This is a genomic window from Streptomyces tsukubensis (assembly GCF_003932715.1).
In the GTDB taxonomy this organism is placed as follows: domain Bacteria; phylum Actinomycetota; class Actinomycetes; order Streptomycetales; family Streptomycetaceae; genus Streptomyces; species Streptomyces tsukubensis.
The window spans coordinates 884,316-905,962 of record NZ_CP020700.1 but is presented as its reverse complement, the minus strand read 5'-3'; the positions used below and the strand labels follow the sequence as shown (position 1 = coordinate 905,962).

The 21,647-nt window shown below is 73.5% G+C and carries 8 protein-coding genes and 1 pseudogene; 2 read left to right on the top strand and 7 right to left on the bottom strand.

The features are described 5' to 3' along the window. Positions 1–171: 171 nt before the first annotated feature. The 6 genes and pseudogenes from B7R87_RS02670 to B7R87_RS02640 all read right to left on the bottom strand — a co-directional run. Positions 172–5,484 (bottom strand): annotated as a pseudogene (locus B7R87_RS02670) (condensation domain-containing protein); the annotation flags it as partial. A gap of 10 nt (positions 5,485–5,494) precedes the next feature. After that, a complete protein-coding gene (locus tag B7R87_RS02660) occupies positions 5,495–7,306 on the bottom strand; it encodes a non-ribosomal peptide synthetase (RefSeq protein WP_006350633.1) in 1,812 nt (603 codons plus the stop codon). 8 nt (positions 7,307–7,314) lie between these two features. Next, positions 7,315–8,349, bottom strand: coding sequence for a TauD/TfdA family dioxygenase (locus tag B7R87_RS02655; protein ID WP_006350634.1), 1,035 nt, complete (start codon positions 8,347–8,349; stop codon positions 7,315–7,317). Between the two features lie 60 nt (positions 8,350–8,409). After that, positions 8,410–9,207, bottom strand: a complete 798-nt coding sequence (locus B7R87_RS02650; RefSeq protein ID WP_006350635.1) for a thioesterase II family protein — start codon at positions 9,205–9,207, stop codon at positions 8,410–8,412. Further along, positions 9,204–15,575, bottom strand: coding sequence for a non-ribosomal peptide synthetase (locus tag B7R87_RS02645; protein ID WP_157997762.1), 6,372 nt, complete (start codon positions 15,573–15,575; stop codon positions 9,204–9,206). The genes B7R87_RS02650 and B7R87_RS02645 overlap by 4 nt, the downstream gene beginning before the upstream one ends. Positions 15,576–15,811: 236 nt before the next feature. Further along, positions 15,812–17,194, bottom strand: coding sequence for a helix-turn-helix domain-containing protein (locus tag B7R87_RS02640; RefSeq protein WP_130585259.1), 1,383 nt, complete (start codon positions 17,192–17,194; stop codon positions 15,812–15,814). 392 nt (positions 17,195–17,586) lie between these two features. On the opposite strand from B7R87_RS02640, the gene B7R87_RS02635 reads away from it, so the two are divergent. Then, entirely contained in the window at positions 17,587–17,784 is a 198-nt protein-coding gene (locus B7R87_RS02635) for a hypothetical protein (RefSeq protein WP_006350639.1), read from the top strand. Between the two features lie 120 nt (positions 17,785–17,904). Here B7R87_RS02635 and B7R87_RS02630 read toward each other — a convergent pair whose 3' ends face one another. After that, the gene (locus B7R87_RS02630; RefSeq protein WP_233168750.1) at positions 17,905–21,027 is read right to left on the bottom strand and encodes an AfsR/SARP family transcriptional regulator; all 3,123 of its coding nucleotides are present in this window, start codon (positions 21,025–21,027) and stop codon (positions 17,905–17,907) included. A gap of 258 nt (positions 21,028–21,285) precedes the next feature. On the opposite strand from B7R87_RS02630, the gene B7R87_RS02625 reads away from it, so the two are divergent. Beyond that, positions 21,286–21,612 carry a nuclear transport factor 2 family protein gene (locus B7R87_RS02625; protein WP_006350642.1) on the top strand — a complete coding sequence of 109 codons (327 nt, stop codon included), beginning with the start codon at positions 21,286–21,288 and terminating at the stop codon, positions 21,610–21,612. Positions 21,613–21,647: the final 35 nt, after the last annotated feature.

The window sequence follows — 21,647 nt, the reverse complement described above, 5'->3', positions numbered from 1 at the left end:
CTTCCCCCTGACGCCCTGGGAATCCCGAGTCCCCGGTACGGCGGACTCTGCGAGGGCCTGGAGGGAGGCATCTTGGGGGCGCGAGGAACTGCGCGAACAGCCACACTCGGGCCGCGGCCGACGGTCAACAGCTCATGGCACTTGAGTAGTCCCCGCACCGGAGCCCGCGGCTCAACGCGCCCGCCTCACCCTCCTCCTCAACGCGGGCACCGCGGGCGGTACCGGCGCCGCGTCCAGCAGCCCCGCCAGCGCCACCGGTGTCGGATGCCGGAACACGTCCCGCAGCGTCAGCTCACGCCCCAGCTCCGCGCGGACGCGATTCAGCAGGCGCACCGCCAGCAGCGAATGCCCGCCCGAGCGGAAGAAGTTCGCGTCCTCCGTCACCTCCTTGCCGTCGAGCACCTCCCGGAACAGCGCCAGCACCAGCGGCAGCCGATCGTCGCCGGGTGGCGGCTCCCCGGGGCCCGCAGGGCGGCCGCCACCGGGCCGCGTCACCGTGACCAGCCCCGGCACCGCGTACTCCGGCAGCCGTTCCGCCGCCCACGACTGGGCCTCCGCCTCCGTGACCTCGCCCGTCAGCCGGGCCGTGAGCCGCCCGTCGTCGACCGCGACCTCCGCGCCGGTGACCCCGGGCCGTGCGGCGAGGACGTCCCGGACGTGCCCGAGGTCGACCGGATAGCCCGCGACGGTCGCCCAAGGCCCCGGGCCCGGCCGCCCCGGTCCGTCCGGGAGCGCCCCGATCCGGGTCCCGGGATCCGCCGCGAACCGGGCCAGCGCGCCGACGAGCAGGGCGGCCAGCCGCTCCGCCCCGGCTTCCTCGTACAGATCCGTCGCATACTCCAGGACACCGTCCAGACCGCTGTGCCCGGCGCCTCCCGCCAGCGCGAACGTCAGGTCCGCCTTCGCGGTCGACGATCCGAAGGGCAGTGCCTCACCCGCCAGCGGCCCGTCCGTCCCGCCGCCCGTGCCGCCGTCCGGCTCCGGGTCCACCCGCAGCATCACCTGCACCAGCGGATGATGGGCCGACGAACGGTGCGGGTTGACCTCTTCGACGACCAGGTCGAACGGCACGTCCTGGTGGGCGTAGGCCGCCAGATCGGCCTCCCGCACCCGCCGCACCAGCCCGTCGAAGGACGGGTCGCCCGAGGTGTCGGTGCGCAGCACCAGCGTATTGACGAAGAAGCCGACGAGACCGCCGAGTGCCTGGTCGTCCCGGCCCGCGACCACCGTGCCGACCGCGAGGTCGGGCCCGGCGCCGCAGCGCGCGAGAACGGCCGCGAGGGCCGCGTGGACCACCATGAACAGGGTGCTGCCGGTGGACCGGGCGATCCGTTCGAGACCGGCCCGCACCGGCCCCGGCACGGTGAATCCGGTGACCGCGCCCCGCCCGGAGGGCACCGGTGGCCGGTGCCGGGCGGCGGGCAGATCCGTCAGCGGCGGCAGCCCGTCGAGGGTCCGTTCCCAGAAACCGAGCCGGTCCTCCTGCCCGCTGCCGAGGAGCTCCCGCTGCCAGAGCGCGTAGTCCGCGTACTGCACGGGCAGGGGCGCCCAGCAGGGCGCCGAGCCCGCGGCCCGGGCGGTGTAGGCGGCGGCCAGATCGGTGAGCAGGCAGTCGACGGACCAGCCGTCGGCCGCGATGTGGTGCAGCAGCAGTACCAGGGTCTGCTGCCCGCCGCCGTCGGAGGGCAGGAACAGCCGCGCCCGGAACGGCAGATCGCGCGACAGGTCGAAGACCTGGCCCGCCGCCTCGTCCACGGCGGCCGCCGGATCGACGGGGAAGCCCAGCTCCAGCTGCGGCCGGGCCCCGTCCAGGACGAGCTGGTACGGTTCCCCGCCCTCGACCCGGTAGACGGTCCGCAGCACCTCGTGCCGTTCGGCGACATCGGCGAGCGCGGCGGCGAGCACGGCCGGGTCCAGCGGCCGGTCGAGCCGCCGTACCAGCGCGATGTTGTACGCCGCCGACGGCCCGTCCAGCTGGTCGGTGAACCACAGCCGCCGCTGGGCAGGGGAGAGCGGGATCCGCTCGGGCCGCTCCGCACGGCGCAGCGGCGGCCGCGCCCCGGCGAGCGGGCCCGCAGGGAGCCGCCCGTGCAGCGCCAGGGGCGTCGGCGCGAGGAAGAGATCACGGATCCCCGTCTCCACGCCCAGGACCGCCCGGATCCGGTTGACCAGCCGGCTCGCGAGCCGCGAATGCCCGCCGATGCGGAAGAAGTTGTCACCGGGGCCGACCCGCGGCCGGTCGAGTACCTCCGCGAACAGACCGCAGAGCAGCTCCACCCGGGGATGCCCGGTCTCCGCCCGCGAGAACGCCTCCTCCGCCGCTGCCTCCGTCTCCGCCGTGGCGAGCCGCTCCCTGCGGGCCGCAAGCCCCGCCGACTCCGCCGCGGTGACCAGCCCGAGCGCGGACAGCGGCCGTCCCGCGTCCGCGGCGAACGCCGCGAGCGCCCTGCCGTACACATCGAGCAGCAGTGCGGCCGTCGGCTCGTCGAACACGTCCCGCGCATAGCCGAGGAGCAGCCGCAGTCCGCCGTCGGCCTCCTCCTCGCAGTGGAAGCTCAGATCGAACTTCGCCGCCCCGAGATCGACGGACCCGGCGTCGGCGGTCAGCGGGCCGAGCCGGACCGGGCCGGAGCCGACCGCCGCACCCGCGGTCCGTACGGTCAGCATCACCCGGAAGAAGGGGTGCTCGCCGAGGACCCGTCCGGACGCCTCGCCCAACTCCTCCACCAGCAGTTCGAAGGGCAGGTCCTGATGGTCGAAGGCGGCGAGGTCCACCTCCCGGACCCGGTCCACCAGCTCCGCGGCCGTGGGATCGCCGGAGGTGTCGGCCCGCAGCACCAGGGAGTTGACGAAGCAGCCGACGAGATCGTGGAGCGCCGCGTCGGAGCGCCCCGACACCGGGGTGCCGACGGCGAGGTCGGTGCCCGCCCCGGCCGCCGACAGCCCGGCGGCGAGGGCCGCCCGTACCACCATGAACAGGCTGGCGTTCCGCTCCCGGGCGAGCGCGGCCAGCCCGCTGTGCGCCTCGGGGCCGAGCCGGGCGGTGACGGTGCCGCCGCGGCCGGTGGGTTCGGCCGGCCGGGGCCGGTCGTACGGCAGGTCCGTCCGCTCCGGCAGTCCGTCCAGCGCCTTCCGCCAGTGGTCCAGGAGGGTGTCCGGCTCGGCGAGCAGCTCCTGCTGCCAGAGCGCGTAGTCGGCATAGCCGAGCGGCAGCGGCTCCCAGGCGGGCGCCCGGCCCGCGAGCCGGGCCGTGTAGGCGGTGTCCAGATCGTGCAGCAGCGGCGCGAGGGACCAGCCGTCGACGGCGATGTGGTGGACCAGCAGGACCAGGGCGCAGCCCCCGCCGCCGGTGGTGAACAGCGCCGCCCGCAGCGGGACCCCGTCGGTGGGGTCGAGCGGTGTCCGGCCGAACTCGACCACCCGCCGTTCGAGTTCATCCGGGCCGGTGCACGGGACGGTGGCGAGGACGGGAGCGAAATCGGCCGTGATCAGCTGGTACGGTTCCCCGCCGAGCTGCGGATAGGCGGTGCGCAGCACCTCGTGCCGTACGACGACGTCGGCGAGGGCCGCGCCGAGTGCGGCCGGGTCGGGCGTACCGTCGAGCCGGAGCACGACCGGCGCGTTGTACGCGGCGGACGGTCCGTCGATCCGGGCGAGCAGCCAGAGCGCCCGCTGCGACGCCGACAGCGGCAGCCGCTCCGGCCGTGCGGACTCCGGTATCCGCCGCGGTACGGGTCGGGGCACGGCGCCCGCTCCCGTCCGGGCGGCCTCGGTGAGCCTGCGGTGCAGGGCCGCCGGGGTGGGGGCCAGGAACAGATCCCGGATGCCTGCCTCCAGGCCCAGGACGGCCCGGATCCGGTTGACCAGCCTGCCCGCGAGGAGCGAATGCCCGCCGGTGCGGAAGAAGCTGTCGTCCGGCCCGATCCGGGGGCGGCCCAGGACTTCGGCGAAGAGCCCGCGGAGGATCTCCTCCCGGGGGGCGCCGAGATCGCGCCGACCGGCCCGGACGGTGGGCGGTGTCACGGTGGTCCGCACCGCCGCCGTATGACGGGCCGTCAGTGCGACCCGCTCCTCCGCAGTGGTCAGGGACGTCGGGCCGAGCGGCAGCCCGGGGGCGTGGGCGAAGGCCTTCAGGGCCCGGACGAAGAGGTCCAGGAGCAGTTCCGCCGTGGCCTCGTCGAACAGGTCGACGGCGTAGCCCAGTGCCAGGTCGAGTCCGGCGGGGGAGCCGTCGGGGGCCGCCAGCCGGGCGCAGAAGAAGGTGAGGTCGAATTTGGCGGCCGCGAGATCCGCGGTGCCCTGGACACCGGTCAGCCCCGGCCCCAGCGGTACCGGCCCGGCGGACCTGGCGCCCTCCGGGCCCTCGGCACCGTCGACGGTCAGCATCACCTGGAACAGCGGATGGTGGCCGAGGGACCGTTCGGGCGCCAGCTCCTCCACCAGCAGTTCGAAGGGCAGGTCCTGGTGTTCGTACGCGATGAGATCGGCGTCGCGGACCCGTTCGACGAGCGCCGCCGGGGTCGGCTCGCCCGATACGTCCGTCCGCAGGGCCAGGGTGTTGACGAAGAACCCGACGAGGTCGTTCAGCTCCTCCTCGGGGCGGCCCGCGACCGGGGTGCCGATCACCAGGTCGGAGCCGCAGCCGGCCGCGGAGAGCGCGGCCGCCAGGGCGGCCCGTACCACCATCGGCGCACTGGCCCCGTGCTCCCGGGCCACGGCCAGCAGAGCGCCGTGGTCGGCGGCCGGGATGTGCGCGGTCAGGGTCGCCCCGCGCCCGGACGGTTCGGCGGGCCGCGGCCGGTCCATGGGCAGGGGCGTCACCCCGGGCGCCCCGTCGAGTACCCGCCGCCAGTGCGCGAGCTGCTCCGCCGCGAGGCTCCCCGGATCGCCCGGGTCACCGAGCAGGTCCCGCTGCCAGAGCGCGTAGTCGGCGTACTGGACCGGCAGCGGCTCCCAGGCGGGCGCCCGGCCCGCGAGCCGGGCCGTGCAGGCGGTGTCCAGATCGCGCAGCAGCGGGCGGACGGACCAGCCGTCGGTGGCGATGTGATGCACGAGCAGCACCAGCACGGACCGGGGCCCGTCAGCAGCATCGCCCCCGTCGGTTCCGCTTCCGGGCCCGGCCGCCGCGTCCTGCGGGACGAACAGCGCGACCCGCAGCGGGAGCCCGGCGGTGACGTCGAGCGGCTCCCGTACGAACGCGGCCACCCGGTCCTCCACCTCGGACGCCGGGCAGTGGACCACCTCCGGCGGCGGCAGCGCCGAGGCGTCCCGTACCTCCGTCCCGGGCTCGGCGTCCGGCCCCGCGGGCAGTACGGTGCGCAGCACCTCGTGCCGTTCGACGACGTCGACGAGGGCCGCGCCGAGCACCGCCGGGTCGGGCACCCCGTCCAGCCGGAGCACTACCGGGGCGTTGTAGGCGGCCGAGGGGCCCGCCAGCCGCCCCAGGAACCAGAGACGGCGCTGGGCGAACGACAATGGGTTCACGGAAGTGTCCTCATCCGTCCTGGGCTGCGACGAGCCCGTCGATGTGCGCGGCGAGGTCCCGCAGCCGCGGATGGGCGTAGACGGCCTTCACCGGCAGGGCCACGCCCAGCTCGGACCGGACCCGCGACACCAGCTTGATGGCCAGCAGCGAATGGCCGCCCAGCTTGAAGAAGTTGTCGTCGGGGCCGACGGACGACGCCCGCAGGACGGTCGTCCACACGTCCCCGATCAGCCGCTCCGAGGCCGAGAGACCGCTGTCCGCGACGGCCGGGGCCGGGGCGCCTGACGGTGGTGCGGGCAGCGCGGCCCGGTCCAGCTTGCCGTTGACGGTGGTCGGGAAGCGGTCCACGGCGACCAGCACGGAGGGCACCATGTACGCGGGCAGCGAAGCCGCCAGCAGCTCCGTGAGTGCCGTCTCGGTGACCGGTGCCGCGGCCCGGTAGTAGCCGACGATGCCGGGAGCGCCGTGGACGTCGTCCCGGAGGACGGCGACGGCCTCGGTGACGGAGCCGTGGGCGGTCATGGCGGCTTCGATCTCGGGGAGTTCGATCCGGAAGCCCCGCAGCTTCACCTGGCCGTCGGCCCGGCCGAGACAGTCGAGCCGGCCGTCGGGGAGGAGTCGTACCAGATCTCCGGTGCGGTACATCCGCCCGCCGGGTTCGGCGTCGGGACCGGTGTCGGCGGTGAACCGTTCGGCGGTGAGACCGGGCCGGTTGCGGTAGCCGCGGCCCACCCGGGGCCCGGCCAGATACAGTTCGCCGGTCCCTTCGGTGCCGACGGGCGCCAGCTTCTCGTCCAGCACCCGCATCCGCAGCCCGGGCAGCACACCGCCGATGTGCGGGGTCCGCCCGGCGGGTTCGATCCACCCGGCGGTGGCGTCCACGGTGCACTCGGTGGGGCCGTACAGATTGACGGCACGGACCGTGCCCGCCGCGGTCAGCTCCGCGATCCGGGACCAGAGGGCGGGGCCGATCGCCTCGCCGCCGATCAGCAGGGTCAGCGGACGCGGCCCGCCGTCGGCGGAGAGCAGGTCCAGCAGCGGTTCGGCGTGCGAGGGAGTGAGGTCGAGATCGGTGAGGGACTGCTCGTCGGTGAACGCGGCGAGCAGTGCGGGGTCGGCGCGGGTCTCGTCGTCGACCATGACGAGGGTGTCGCCGCGGCAGACCCGGACCCACTGCTGTACGGAGGCGTCGAAGGACGGGGAGGCGTTCCAGCCCACCCGGGCGCCGTCGCCCGTCGCGATCCCCGTGTCCTCCAGCTCGGTGAGCAGCCGGGCCGCCGCGCCCCGGGCGATTTCGACGCCCTTGGGGCGGCCCGTCGAGCCCGAGGTGTAGATGACGTACGCGAGGGTGTCCGCGGTCACCGGGACCGGCCGGTAGCCGGGGCCGGGGGCGTCTCCGGAGAGCAGTTCCGCGAGGCCGAGCCGGGGCACCCCGGCCGGGAGCGCGCCGTCCGGTCCGCCGTCGAGGGTGATCACGGCGTCGGCGCCGGAGTCCGTCACCAGATAGCGGCGCCGTTCGGCGGGCAGCTTCGGGTCCACGGGGAGATAGGCGGCGCCCGCGGTGAGGGTGCCGATCAGTGCGGTGACCAGCGCCGCGCCGCGCGGCAGGCAGAGCGCGACGACGGATTCGGGGCCCACGCCGTGGGCGGCGAGCCCGGCCGCGATCCGCATGGCGCCGGTGCGGAGTTCGTCGAAGGTCAGCTCGTGGTCGGCGGCGATCACGGCGGTACGGCCGCCGGGGGCGGCGGCGAGCCGCTCCAGCAGATCGTGCGGTGCAGGGGCGGCGAGGGGGCGGGTGCGCTCGGGCAGGACTGCGGTCATGGCGGTGCTCACTCCCCGTGGACGGTGGTGGACGGCTGGGTGGCGGGGGAGCAGTCGGCGAGCGCGACCGGTTCGCCCATGGCGACGAGGATCTTCCGGTCGCCGGTGAAGGCCTCCCGCCCGTGGGCGCAGAGGATGTTGTCCACCAGCATCAGATCGCCCCGCTGCCAGCTCTCGCGGACCGTGACCCGGTCGTAGACCTCGTTGACGGCGTCGACCTCGGCGTCCGTGAGCCGGGTTCCGTCGCCCAGATAGGTGTTGAAGGGGAGTCCGTCCGGGCCGTACGTCTCCTCCAGCACCTCGCGGACGTCCGGGTCGAGGGTGCGGCTGTTCCAGAACGCGAAGTGGTTGAACCAGACCCGCTCCCCGGTCACCGGGTGCGTGATCACCGCCGAGCGGCGCTGCCGGGTGATCAGGGAGTCGTCGTCGAGCCACTCGTACCCGATGGTGTTCTCGTCGCAGTAGGCCTCCGCGACCGCCCGGTCCTCCGTCGCGAAGGTCGTGTACCAGGGCAGGCCGGCCAGTTCGGAGTAGTTCCGCACGAGCAGCCAGCCGGCCTCCTCGAACCTGGCCCGCAGCCCGTCCGGGAGCAGTCTCAGCGCCTCCCGCATATCTCCGACGGTGGTGGCCCCGCCCTCCTCGGGGGCGGTGATGCAGCCGAAGAGCAGCACCCCCGGGAAGTCCAGGGTGTAGCTGTTCTCGTTGTGCAGTCTGATCGGCTGGGCGGCCGGGAGATCGGTGGAGGAGAACACCCCCTCGCCGAAGTCGGTGCGCGGGGTCGCCTTCTCCTTGTATCCGGCGCGCTGTTCGACGAGTGCGTCGCGGGCGGTGGCGAAGGAGGCCGCGTCATGGATGGGCAGCCCGCGCAGCAGCACCGCGCCGGAGCGGTGCAGCTCGGCCTGGACGGCGGCCCGGTGCTCGGTCAGCCAGGCGGCGGCGGCCTCGGCGGAGCCGTGGCCGGGGGTGATCACGACGGCGGGCCTGCCCGGCTCGCGGATCACGTTCAGTCCGCCCAGGACGGGGGCGTCGGCGAAGGTCGTCATCGGAACAGTCCTCTGCATCGGTAGGTGGGGCGGGGTTGAGGGGTACGGCGCCGGGGGTGGTCAGGCGGCGGAGGCGGCGAGCGCGCCGGGCGCGGGCGCGAGCACGGTGTCCAGCAGGGCGAAGAAGGCGGGCAGCTGCTGCTGGAAGTAGAAGTGGCCGCCGGGCAGCACGTGCTCCGCGAACCCGGCCGCGGTGATCTCGGCCCAGCGGCCCAGTGCCGTGACCGGCACCACGGGGTCCTGATCGCCGCCGATGACGGTGACCGGGCAGTCGACCGAGGCCTCGTCGGCGGTGCACCGGTACACGTCGTCGATGGCGAAGTCGGCGCGGATCGACGGGATGACGATCTCGCGCAGCTCGGGTTCGTCGAGGATCCCGTCGTCGGTACCGCCCCGCTCCTTGATGGCGGCGACGAGCTGGTCGTCGTCGAGGCGCTCCGGATACACCGCGCTGGGGTTCGGCAGGAACGGGGCCCGGCAGGCCGAGGCCACCAGGGCCCGGGCCGGCCGCCCGGCCGCGGCGAGCCGCCGTACCACCTCGAAGGCGACCAGCGAGCCCATGCTGTGGCCGAGGACCACCAGATCGTCCGGGAGATCATCGGGGAGCGCCGCCGCCACCGGCCCGGCCAGATCCGCGATGGTCGTGGGGAGTTCCTCGGCGTAGCGGGCACCCCGGCCCGGGTACTGGCCGATCAGCAGCCGTACGTCCGCCGGGAGCCGGTCCCGCCATGCGGAGTAGGCGTGGGCGTTGCCGCCCGCGTGCGGCAGGACCAGCAGTGCGGTGCGCTGCGGTCCGTCGCCGGGGAGGTCCCAGACGATGTCGTCGGCGTTGGGGAGGGGGAAGGTCCCGTCGGTCATGAGGTGATCCGTTCCTGGTCGGTGCGGCGGCGCAGGACGGGCCTGGCGCGGCGCGGTTCGGGGGCGGTCGTGGTGTCGGCCGGGCGGGTTTCGATATGCGTGGCCAGCCGGGCGGGCGTGGGGTGCCGGAACACGTCCCGGAGGGTGAGTTTCAGCTCCAGGGCGCGGCCGAGGCGGTTGGCGAGCTTGGCGGCGAGCAGGGAGTGGCCGCCGAGGGTGAAGAAGTCGGCTTCCGCGGACGGCGGTTCCGCGAGGTCCAGCACCTCCGCGAAGAGGGCGCAGACGATCTCCTCCAGCGGAGTGCCGGCCGTCCGTCCGCCCTCCTCGGCCGGGGGAGCGGCGAACCGGGACAGTGCGCGTTTGTCGATTTTGCCGTTGGGGGTGAGGGGGAGTTGGTGGTGGGTGGTGATGTGGGTGGGGATGAGGTGGTCGGGGAGGTGTTGGCGGAGGTAGGTGCGGATGTCGTGGGGTGTGGTGGTGGTGTTGGGGGTGGTGGTGATGTGGGCGGTGAGTTGGTTGTTGGTGTGGGTGGTGGTGGCTTGGGTGATGTGGGGGTGGGTGGTGAGGGTGTTTTCGATTTCGGTGGGTTCGATGCGGAAGCCGCGGATTTTGATTTGGGTGTCGGTGCGGCCGGTGTAGTGGAGGTTGCCGTGGGTGTCCCAGTGGGCTTGGTCGCCGGTGCGGTAGAGGCGGGTGCCGGGGGGTCCGTAGGGGTTGGGGGTGAAGCGGGTGGCGGTGGTGGTGGGTTGGGTGAGGTAGCCGTGGGCGATGCCGTGGCCGGTGAGGTAGAGCTCGCCGGTGGTGCCTGGGGGGACGGGTTGGAGGTGGTGGTCGAGGATGTAGGCGTGTTTGTTGGTGAGGGGGGTGCCGATGGGTGTGGGTTGGGTGGTGGGGTTGTTGGTGGTGGGTTGGGGGATGGTGTGGGTGGTGGTGAAGCCGAGGGATTCGGCGGGTCCGTAGCCGTTGGTGATGGTGAGGTGGGGGTGGTGTTGTTGGAGGGTGTGGATGTGGGTGGGGGAGGCGGGTTCGCCGCCGGTGTAGACGGTGTGGGTGGTGGTGAAGGTGGTGGGGTGTTCGTCGGTGAGGTAGTTGAAGAGGCTGGAGGAGAGTTGGAGCATGGTGATGTGGTGGTGGGGGGTGAGGTGGGCGATGAGGGCGGGTTCGGGTCGTTGTCCTGGTTGGAGGACGGTGGTGCCGCCGTGGAGGAGGGCGCCCCAGAATTCGAGGCTGAAGGCGTCCCAGGAGACGGGTGAGCATTGGAGGAAGGTCTCGCCGGGGCCGAAGGTGCAGTAGGTCTGCCCGGTGACGGTGGAGGTGAGGTTCCGGTGGGAGGAGAGGATCCCCTTGGGGCGTCCCGTCGACCCCGAAGTGAACATCACACAGGCGGGATCCTCGGGGCCGATGGCGATGCCCGGCGCGTTGTCGGGCAGTTCCGGCAGCTGGAGGCGGTCGAAGGGGACCTCGGGCCACGGCCCGGTGAGTCTGCCGCACTGTTCCCCGGCGGTCAGAAGGGCCGTGATGCCTGCGTCGGTCCCGGTCCGGGTGAGTCGTAGATCGGGGTAGTCGGGGTCGAGGAGGGTGTAGGCGGCGCCGGTTTTGAGTACGGCGAGGATGGCGGTGGCGAGGGGGAGTGAGCGGTCGACGAGGATGCCCGCGAGGTCGCCGCGGCCCAGTCCGGTGGTGTCCCGCAGATGGTGGGCCAGCCGGTTCGCCTCGGTGTCCAGACGGCCGTAGGTGAGATGGTCCTCGCCGAAGACCACGGCGATCGCGTCGGGGCGGATCCGGGCCTGCTCCTCGAACCGTTCGGTCAGCGGCCGCTCGTCGACCGGAGCCGTCACCCCCGTCCACTCGTGCAGCACCCGGTGCCGGTCCCGCGCGGACATCGGGTCCAGCCGGGACAGCCGCAGCTCCGGCGCTTCGACGGCCTGCTCCAGCGTCCGCCGCAGCATTCCGGTGATCCGCTCGACGGATGCCCGCTCGAAGACGTCGTGGCTGTACAGCACGGTGCCCGCAAGACCGTCCGGCCCGCCGTCGGCACCGCCGGTGTGCAGCAGGAACTCCAGGTCGAACTTGACCGCCCCGGTCGCCACCGGCACGACCGGTCCGCTCCGTACCCCGGGGAAGTCGGGCGTCGGCGCCGGACCGTTCTCCACCGCCAGACAGACCTGGAACAGCGGATGCCGGGCCAGTGACCGCTGCGGATTGACGGCCTCCAGGACGAGGTCGAACGGGGCGTCCTGATGCGCGAAGGCGTCCAGGTCCGTATCGCGGACCCGGCGCAGCAGCGCCCGGAACTCCGGATCGCCGGAGGTGTCCGTCCGCAGCACCAGCGTATTGACGAAGAACCCCACCAGCCCCGCAAGGCCGGTGTGCGCACGGCCCGCCACGGGGGAGCCCAGCGGAATATCGGTGCCCGCGCCCAGCCGGGTCAGGGTGGCGGCCAGCGCCGCCTGCACCACCATGAAGGGCGTGCACCGTTCGGCGCGGGCCAGCCCGGAGATCCGGCGGCCGAGGTCCGCGCCGAAGTCCACCGCCACGGCACCGCCGCGCCCCCCGGCGGCCGGCGGCCGGGGCCGGTCGTGCACCAGGCCCAGTTCCTGCGGCAGCTCCGCGAGGGCCCGCCGCCAGTACGCGAGCTGCCCGTCCAGCACCGGACCGGTCAGTGCGGACCGCTGCCACAGCGCATGATCGGCGTAGGCGAGGGGAATCGGCGCCGGGTCGGGGCTCCGTCCGGCGAGCCGGGCCGCGTACGCCGCTGAGAGGTCCGCGAACAGCGGGCCCAGCGACTGCCCGTCCGTGGCGATGTGGTGCAGCAGCACCAGCAGCACGGCCGACTCCGGGCCGGTGCGCAGCAGCGTCACCCGCAGCGGGGCCTCCGCCGCGAGGTCGAAGACATGTCCGGCGGCGGCCGTCAGCTCCGGCTCCACCGCATCCGGGGCGATATCGCGGACCTCGAAGGGTGCCGCTCCCACCGGGTCCACCAGCTGGCAGGGTTCGCCGTCCAGGACGGTGATCCGGGTCCGCAACGGTTCATGACGCTCCATCACATCGCGGACGGCGGCCCGTAGCGCGGCCGGGTCCAGCGGCCCTTCCAGCCGGACCGACAGGGGGACGTTGTAGGCCGTCCCCCCGGCTTCGAGCCCGTTCACCAGCCATAGCCGTTGCTGGGCGAAGGACAGCGGAAGCCGCTCGGGCCGCGGTCCTGCGACCGCGGGCGGCGCCGGTGCGGCGCCCCGTCCGGTCAGCTCCGCAAGCTGTTCGGCGAGCCGGGCCGGGGTGGGCCGGCGGAAGACGTCGGGCAGGCCCAGCGGGGCGTCCAGCGCCGACGAGAGCCGGTTGGCGAGCTTGGCGGCGAGCAGGGAGTGGCCGCCGAGGGTGAAGAAGTCGGCTTCCGCGGACGGCGGTTCCGCGAGGTCCAGCACCTCCGCGAAGAGGGCGCAGACGATCTCCTCCAGCGGAGTGCCGGCCGTCCGTCCGCCCTCCTCGGCCGGGGGAGCGGCGAACCGGGACAGTGCGCGTTTGTCGATTTTGCCGTTGGGGGTGAGGGGGAGTTGGTGGTGGGTGGTGATGTGGGTGGGGATGAGGTGGTCGGGGAGGTGTTGGCGGAGGTAGGTGCGGATGTCGTGGGGTGTGGTGGTGGTGTTGGGGGTGGTGGTGATGTGGGCGGTGAGTTGGTTGTTGGTGTGGGTGGTGGTGGCTTGGGTGATGTGGGGGTGGGTGGTGAGGGTGTTTTCGATTTCGGTGGGTTCGATGCGGAAGCCGCGGATTTTGATTTGGGTGTCGGTGCGGCCGGTGTAGTGGAGGTTGCCGTGGGTGTCCCAGTGGGCTTGGTCGCCGGTGCGGTAGAGGCGGGTGCCGGGGGGTCCGTAGGGGTTGGGGGTGAAGCGGGTGGCGGTGGTGGTGGGTTGGGTGAGGTAGCCGTGGGCGATGCCGTGGCCGGTGAGGTAGAGCTCGCCGGTGGTGCCTGGGGGGACGGGTTGGAGGTGGTGGTCGAGGATGTAGGCGTGTTTGTTGGTGAGGGGGGTGCCGATGGGTGTGGGTTGGGTGGTGGGGTTGTTGGTGGTGGGTTGGGGGATGGTGTGGGTGGTGGTGAAGCCGAGGGATTCGGCGGGTCCGTAGCCGTTGGTGATGGTGAGGTGGGGGTGGTGTTGTTGGAGGGTGTGGATGTGGGTGGGGGAGGCGGGTTCGCCGCCGGTGTAGACGGTGTGGGTGGTGGTGAAGGTGGTGGGGTGTTCGTCGGTGAGGTAGTTGAAGAGGCTGGAGGAGAGTTGGAGCATGGTGATGTGGTGGTGGGGGGTGAGGTGGGCGATGAGGGCGGGTTCGGGTCGTTGTCCTGGTTGGAGGACGGTGGTGCCGCCGTGGAGGAGGGCGCCCCAGAATTCGAGGCTGAAGGCGTCCCAGGAGACGGGTGAGCATTGGAGGAAGGTCTCGCCGGGGCCGAAGGTGCAGTAGGTCTGCCCGGTGACGGTGGAGGTGAGGTTCCGGTGGGAGGAGAGGATCCCCTTGGGGCGTCCCGTCGACCCCGAAGTGAACATCACACAGGCGGAGTCGTCCCCCGTCAGCACCGATTCCGGGCGAGTGCCCGGCCGCTCCGCGATTGCCGGGGCCTCGGAGTCGACCCGTACCACCGGCCAGGGCCCCGGCACCCGGTGGGCGTACCCCTCCGTCGTCACCAGCGCGGCGATCCCGGCGTCGGCTGCGATCCCGGTGAGTCGCAGATCGGGGTAGTCGGGGTCGAGGAGGGTGTAGGCGGCGCCGGTTTTGAGTACGGCGAGGATGGCGGTGGCCAGGGGCAGTGAGCGGTCGACGAGGATGCCCGCGAGGTCGCCGCGGCCCAGTCCGGTGGTGTCCCGCAGATGGTGGGCCAGCCGGTTCGCCTCGGTGTCCAGACGGCCGTAGGTGAGATGGTCCTCGCCGAAGACCACGGCGATCGCGTCGGGGCGGATCCGGGCCTGCTCCTCGAACCGCTCCGTCAGCGGCCGCTCGTCGACCGGAGCCGTCACCCCCGTCCACTCGTGCAGCACGAGCCGCCGCTCGCCCTCGTCCATCAGCTCCAGCGCGGACAGCGGCTCCTCGGGCGCGGCGAGGGCGGTGCCCACGAACCGTACGAAACGGTCCTGGTGCGCGGCGACGGCGGCCGTATCGCAGGACTCCGGCGCCGCGTCGAAGTCGATCCGCAGCCCGTCCTCCGGCCCCAGGTCGTAGACCGCGACCGCCAGCCCGTCCACCGGCCCGTTACTGAGGTTGTGCTGGGTGGCCGGCACACCGAAGAACCTCATGCCCGGTGCGAACGCCATGATGTTCAGCTGCAGCGAGACCGGCGGCCGCCCGGGCGCGCCCTCCGGGCCGAACTCCTCGAACCGGGTCCGCTGCCGCCGCAACCCCTGCCGGACCTCCGTCACCACCGCCCCCAGCAGCCCCGCCAGGGTGCCGCCCGCGGGCACCGGCAGCCGCAGCGGAATGATGTTCGACATCATCGCCGGGGTGCTGCGGGCCCTCTCCCCGATCCGCGCCCGTACCGGCAGCGCCAGCGTCAGCTCCTCGGCGTCCGTTCCGGAGGCCTGGTGGACATAGGCGGCGACCAGGGCGATCACCGCCCTCGTCCACGGTGCCCCGTGCGCGCGGGCCACCTCCCGCAACTGCCGGGTGTACGTCGCGGGGAGGGTCACCGTACGCCGTACGAACGGCAGCGAACCGGGCGGTACGGGCGCCGAGCGCCCCCCGGCGATCCGCGCGGCCGGCGGCGGGTCCGCCGTCTTCGCGACCCAGTACGCCCGGTCCTCCGCCGCCTGCGGCGACTCCAGGTACCCGGTCTCCTCGGCGAGCAGCTCCGCCAGCGAACCGAACGGCGACGGACGCCACGGCTCCCCGGCCGCCGCGTCCTCGTACAGCTCCACCAGCCGGGCGCCCAGCAGGGACTGCCCGGCGCCGTCGTTGACCAGATGGTGGACACCGAGGAAGGAGAACCACAGCTCCTCACCGGCCTTCACCAGGGCGTGCCGGGTCAGCCAGTCCGCCGCCAGATCGAACGGGCGGGCGAGCTCGGCTGCCATCCAGTCGCGGGCCGCGGCGGCCGGGTCCTCGGCGCCGCTGAGGTCCACCAGTGCCGGCTCCTGGTCGCCCGGGTCGGCGTGCAGGGTCTGCCAGGGGCCGTCGCCGTCCGCGCCGACACCCCGGATCCGCATCGCGTCGGTCTCCACGGCGAGCTGCCGGAACGCGGCCCGGACCAGCTCCGGATCGACCCGGCCGCGCAGCTCCCGGTACTCGCCGAAGTTGTAGCTGCGGCCGGACGGATCCAGCGTGTGGGCCAGCCAGATCTCGCGCTGTGCCGCCGACAGCGGCAGCCTGACGGATGCCTTGGGGGACATACGGTCGCTCCTCGGGGACGGGCCGGCGCGACGGATACGGCGCGACGGGCTCGGCTCGGCGGATGCGGACCGGCTCCGCGTAGGGCGGAGCGGTCCGGCGGTTCGGCGTGCGGATACGGTGCGACTGCGAGGTCCTGATCGGTAGCTCCTGCCCCTGCCGCCGGGAACCCGCTGGGCCCATCCAATCCGCGCCGTCCGGCCCCGGGCGGCAGTTCTCCCGGCACTCCGGGAGCAGTTCAGACGGCGGCAGTTGCCTGCGGCGCGCCCACCGGAGCCCCGCTCACCAGGGCCCGTACCAGCGCGGGCACCCGGAAGCGGGCCGGGCCCTCCTCATGGGCCGCCCGGACCAGCCCCGACAGCAGCAGCTCCCGCAGCAGCCGCCCGCATGCGGGCAGACTGCCGCCGGTCAGCTCGGTGAGCGCGGGCAGACCGAAGCCCTCGGCGGCGGAGTCCGGCCCGGGCGCGGCGCACAGTGCGTCGAGTACGGCGCGCGGCCCCGCGGGCAGTCGGCCGATCCGCCCGTACAGGGAGTCCCGGAGCCGGTCGTCCCGGCCGCCGAGATGGTCGAGGAACGCCGCCGGATCCACCGCCAGCGTGTCGCAGAGCGCCGCCAGATCGGAGACCACCAGCCAGGACGCGGCGGCCGACAGCGCCCCCGGATGGCCGTCGAGAAGCCGGCAGATCCGTACCGCCCGCTCCCGGTCCGCGGCCGTGACCGCCGGAGCCGCCAGCACCCGCCGCACCTGGTCGAGGAACATCCGCACCGCGGGCTCGCGTTCGTCGCCCGCCTGCTGCGGTCCGTCCGCCGCACCCCGCGCACCCCCACCGGACGGCACGGGCAGCGGGCAGAGCAGGAAGAGCCGTTCACCGGGGGCCTGCCACGGTTCGTCGGAGGTCACCAGCAGCCGCAGCCCCGGCACCTCGTGCAGCAGCCGGGTCAGCCGGTCCGCGCCCGGGGCCCGCGCCGGGGCGCCGTCGAGCACCAGCAGCACCGGACCCTCGCCCAGCAGTGCGCTCGCCGACTCCCCGCCCGCGGGCTCCCGGTGCGGTAACCCGGACGCGTACAGCCCCGACACCAGACGCTCCGTCAGCTCCCGCCACGGCCCCCCGGCCGTCGGTACGTAGTCGTGGGCCGCGCCCTCGAAGGCATGCCACAGCACCGGCATCCCGGAGCCGTGCAGTGCCGCCGCCGCGGCCAGCGCCACCCGGGTCTTGCCGACCCCGGGCAGGCCCACCACATGCACCAGGCGCTCCCCGCCGTCCGGGGCCAGCTCCCGTACCAGGGTGTCGGTCTCCGTTTCCCTTCCCACCAGCGGCTTCGGGGCGTCCGGCGGGGCCGGGGGCCCCGCCGGGGCTCTGCCCGCGCGGCCCGGCCGCGCGGCCTCCTCCAGCGCGGCTCTGGCCCGGGGCCCCAGCCGCAGGGCGTCCGCCATCAGCCGCACCGTGTCGGTACGGGGGCGGGTGGCCCGGCCGTGCTCCAGATCGCGGATCGCCCGCACGCTGATCGTGGACAGGTCGGCCAGCTCGCGCTGGGTCAGTCCGATACGCAGCCGATGGGCCCGGATCAGGGCTCCGACCTGTGAATCCGTGACGGTCTCTGCGAACGGTGCGGGGTTCATGGGCGCTCCCTGTACGGGGTGGGGAGGGACACGTCCCATCGTCGGCACCCCGCTATCGCGCCACCATCCCGTCGCCGCCCAGCCCGCCAGGGACCGCGGCCGCAGGGGCCCCGGCCCGCTATCACCCCGGCGGGGCCACCCGGCCCGAGCCGTACCCCGGCCCGGCCAACGGCCCGTACTCCTGGTGACGGTGGGGCGCACGGGCCGGCCGGTGCCCACGGGACCGAGGCGATTCCCGCCCGGGACCCGGGCGGTGATAGCCCCCCTCGCCCGTGATAGCCGGGCGATAGGAGCACGGCCGGTCCGGCGATTCCCCCTCTTCCTAACGTGGTGTCCATCAGCAGGAAACGCCCCGCCACCAGCGGGAACACCCCGACAGAAGGGAACAGGTCATGGCTCTCGCCCACGCCCTGCGCACCGCGGCCGTCACCGCCGCCCTCGCCGGCGCCGCCTTCCTCGGCACCCAGGCGGCCCTGGCCGGTGAAGGGGCCCCGGCGGGCGCCGTCTCCGCCTCGGTGCAGGAGGCCGGACCGGTCCCGGCGCCCACGCCGACCCCCACGCCCTCCCACATCAACAACCCCTGGGACTGATCGCCGTGAACGATCCCTGGGACTGAACGCCCGCCGCGGACACCACCGCCCCGCACGCCCACGACCTCGGGAAGGATCGCCGTGAACGACCCCTGGGACTGAATCCCGAACCGGCTCCGCTCAGCCACCCGCCAGCAGCTTCTGCGCCTCCGCGAGTTCCGGCTCCATCCGGCGGTCCCTGAAGGCCCGCACCGCGCTCCGCAGCAAATCCCGCGAGCGGTCCCGGTCACCTGGCCCGCCGTCCGAAGCGAGCAGCTTCGCCAGGTCCAGCCGTACGAGCGCCGCCCCGCCGTGATCCATGATCCGCTCCCGGATGCCCAGCGCCAGGTCCAGACAGTCCCGCGCCGCCGCGTGCTGACCCATCCTGGCGTGCGCCAGCCCCAGATCCCGCAGCAGATGGCCCTCCCCGATCACGTCCCCACTGTCCCGGCACAGCTCCAGGACCTCGGTGAACGTCGCCACCGCAGCCCCCAGTTCACCCTGCTGCTGCCGTAGCTGACCGGCCCGCCGCAGCGCCCGTGCCTGGCCCCCGGTGTAGCCGACCAGCCGGTAGATGCCCAGCGCCTCGTCCAGCCTGCTCTGCGCGGTCGCGCTCTGCCCCCGCAGCATCCAGATCTGCGCGCTCTGTGTCAGCACGATGGCCCGCCCCACCACATCGCCCGACGCGTCGAAATCGCGCAGCGCCCGGTCGTACAGCTCCAGGGCCTCGTACTCATGCCCGAGGAACCGTTCCACCAGGGCCAGATCGCGATGGCAGAGACCGAGCCCCTGCCGGTCCTCCATCTCGGTGAACAACCCGAGTGCCGTCGTCAGCGCGGTCCGCGACTCCTCGTACTGGCTGCGGCTGAGATAGAGCGAACCGAGCGACGCCAGTACGGCCGCACTGCCCCGCTGGTTGCCCGCCGACCGCGCCGTCCGCAGCGCCAGCTGGTGCGTACGCTCCCAGTGGTCCAGATAGCCGCGGGTCTCGAAGAGCGTGACCAGCGTCGTCGTCAGATCCCAGCACACCTCGTCGAGCTGCTCGGCCGCCGCGTGCTCCACCGCCTGCACCAGATTGGCGTGCTCGCTGTCCAGCCACTCCATCGGATCGGCGAGCAGCTCGTCCACATGGGCGGCGGGCGGCAGCCAGCGGGGCGCCGATCCGTGCAGCACGGTGAAGTCACCGCCGTAGACCCGGCGGTGGGCCTCCTCGGCCAGCGCCATCCAGCAGCCGAGCATCCGGTCCAGCGCCGCCGACCGGGTCGCCTGATCGTCGTGCGCGGCCAGCTGCTCCCGGGCGAACACCCGGATGATCTCGTGGAAGCGGTAGCGGAAGCCGCCCGTCGACTCCATCCCGACCACATCCAGCATCTGCACGTCGACCAGCGGTTCCAGCAGATCGGAAGGGAAGGGACGGCGGTCGTCGAGCAGCGCCCCGGCGAGCCAGCCGGGCAGGCTCGGCCCCTGCGCCAGGCTCAGCAGCCGCAGCAGTTGCCGGTCCCCGGGCCCCAGCCCGTCGTGCGTCAGCGACAGGCTCGCCCGCATCGTCATCTCGCCGTGCGTGAGTTCGTCCAGCTTGTGCCGCTCGTTCGCCAGCCGGTGCACCATCGACGCCAGCGTCCAGTGCGGGCGGGCCGCCAGCCGGGCGGCCACGATCCGCAGTGCCAGCGGCAGCCCGCCGACGGTCCGGATCAGCGCCTGCGCCGCGACCTCCTCACCCGCCACCCGCTCCTCGCCGATCACCCGGACCAGCAGCTCCAGCGCCTCCTCGGTCTCCAGCACATCCAGCTCCACCCGGTGCGCCCCCGGCAGCCCCGTCATCCGCACCCGGCTGGTCACCAGCACCGCACAGCTCCCGGCGCCCGGCAGCAGCGCCCGGACCTGGCTTTCGGACGCGGCGTCGTCCAGCACCACCAGGACCCGCCGGGACCCGAGCAGGGTCCGGTACATCTCGGCGCGCTCGTCGGGGGATTCGGGAATGACGGGCCCGGGGATGCCGAGGGCGCGCAGAAACCGGCCCAGGACCTCCCCGGCGGTCGCCGGGGCGCCGCTCGTACCGCGCAGATCGCAGTAGAGCTGACCGTCGGCGAAGTGCGTTTCGCCCACCCGGTGCGCGATATGGGTGGCCAGTGTCGACTTTCCCGTACCCGGTTTGCCGACGATCACGACGAGGCCCACGGCCCGCCGCTCGCGCGGGCCCAGCAGGGTCCGCTCGATATCCGCGATCCGGGCGCCGTGACCGGTGAAGTCCGCGGTGTCGGAGGGAAGCTGGCGCGGTACCTCGGCCGCGGGCCCGGGGGCCCCGGCGGGATCGGCCGCGGCAGGGCGGGGCCCGGCTTCCGCCGTCCGCGGTCCGCCGGCCGCCTCCGCCTCGGCCGGCTCCCGGACGGCCGGAAGGTCCGCCGAACCCGGTAACACCTGCGGCGATTCCGCGCCGTCGCCCGCTTCCGCCGCCCCCGGACCCGCGGTCCCGGGCTGCCGGGCCCGTCCGTCCGGCTGCGGTCCGGCCAGCCGCGGCGGCGGCACCTCCCCGGCGAGGATCGCCGAATTCAGGCTCCGCAGCTCACCGCCGGGCTCCAGACCCAGCTCCTCCACCAGCAGTTCCCGGCCGAGCCGGTAGACGTCCAGGGCCTCGGCCTGCCGCCCCGACCGGTACAGCGCCAGCATCAGCTTCCCGCGCAGCTGCTCCCGCAGCGGATGCTCGTGCACCAGCAGCTGGATCTCTCCCACCAGCTGGTGGTGCCGGCCCAGCTCCAGCTCCAGGTCGATCCGGTGCTCGGCCGCCGTCAGCCGCTCCTCGTCCAACTGGCGGGCCTTGCTGCGCAGCTTCTCGCTGGCCAGGCCGCTGAGACAGTTCCCCTGCCACAGCCCGCCCGCCGACCGCAGCAGCTCCACCGCGTCGGCCGCGCCCCCGGTCCGCTTTCCGACCAGCCGGGCATCACCGATCCACCGGGCGAACAGCGCCGCATCGACCGAGCCGTCCTCCGTCGTGAGGACGTAGCCGGGCGGCCGGGTCGTGATGGCCGCGGCGACCGACCGCCCGGCGAACAGCTTCCGCAGCCGTGACACACAGATCTGCACCTGGGTCCTGGCGGTGTCCGGGGGTTCGTCCTCCCAGATCAGATCCACCAGATAGTCGGTGCTGACGACACGGTTCGCCTCCAGCAGCAGCGCGGCGAGGATCACCTCCTGACGCCCGGGCGGAATCCGCACCTGACCGTCCGGACCCTGCACATGGAGCGGTCCGAGGATGCGGAAGACCACGCTGTCAGGGGTCCGACGAGCCTCGCCGGGCGATAAGTCCACAGTCTCTCCCAGCAAGGAACACGTCCGACCAACAGATCCGTGCCGAACCGACGCGCAAGACGTGTGCGGACAGTTTTCCCGATCATCTCCACTGTTGTAAACGGTGTGCAGATTCCATGGTGGCGATAGGGGCGCGATAGGCGGGGGTTACGCCGCCGGGGCACGGTGGTAGCAGCTTCCGCCCGTCCGCGGGGCGGTCGTAGGAAAGGACGTGCCATGAACAGTCGCCACCCGAGGAAGCTGCTGCCGAGCCGCCTGATCACCGACTCCGGGGTCGACCATGTGCGGCTGGCCTACCACTATCTCGACAGCGGTGACGTGGACGGCTATCTCTCCCTGCTCGACGAGGACGCCCGCCCCGAGGCACCGGCGCTGGGCTGCCGCCACGACATCGACCGCATCGTGGCCTCCGGCGACTGCGTGGTCGCGATCGGCCGGGTCAGCCCCCAGCAGGTCGACTTCGTCGATGTGTTCACCCTCTCCGACGAGGGCATGCTCCGCAGCCGACGCCGGTACGCCGCCCCCGGGGCCGCCGCGCGCTGACCTGCCGCCGCGGCCCCGGGGACGTCCGTCCCGGG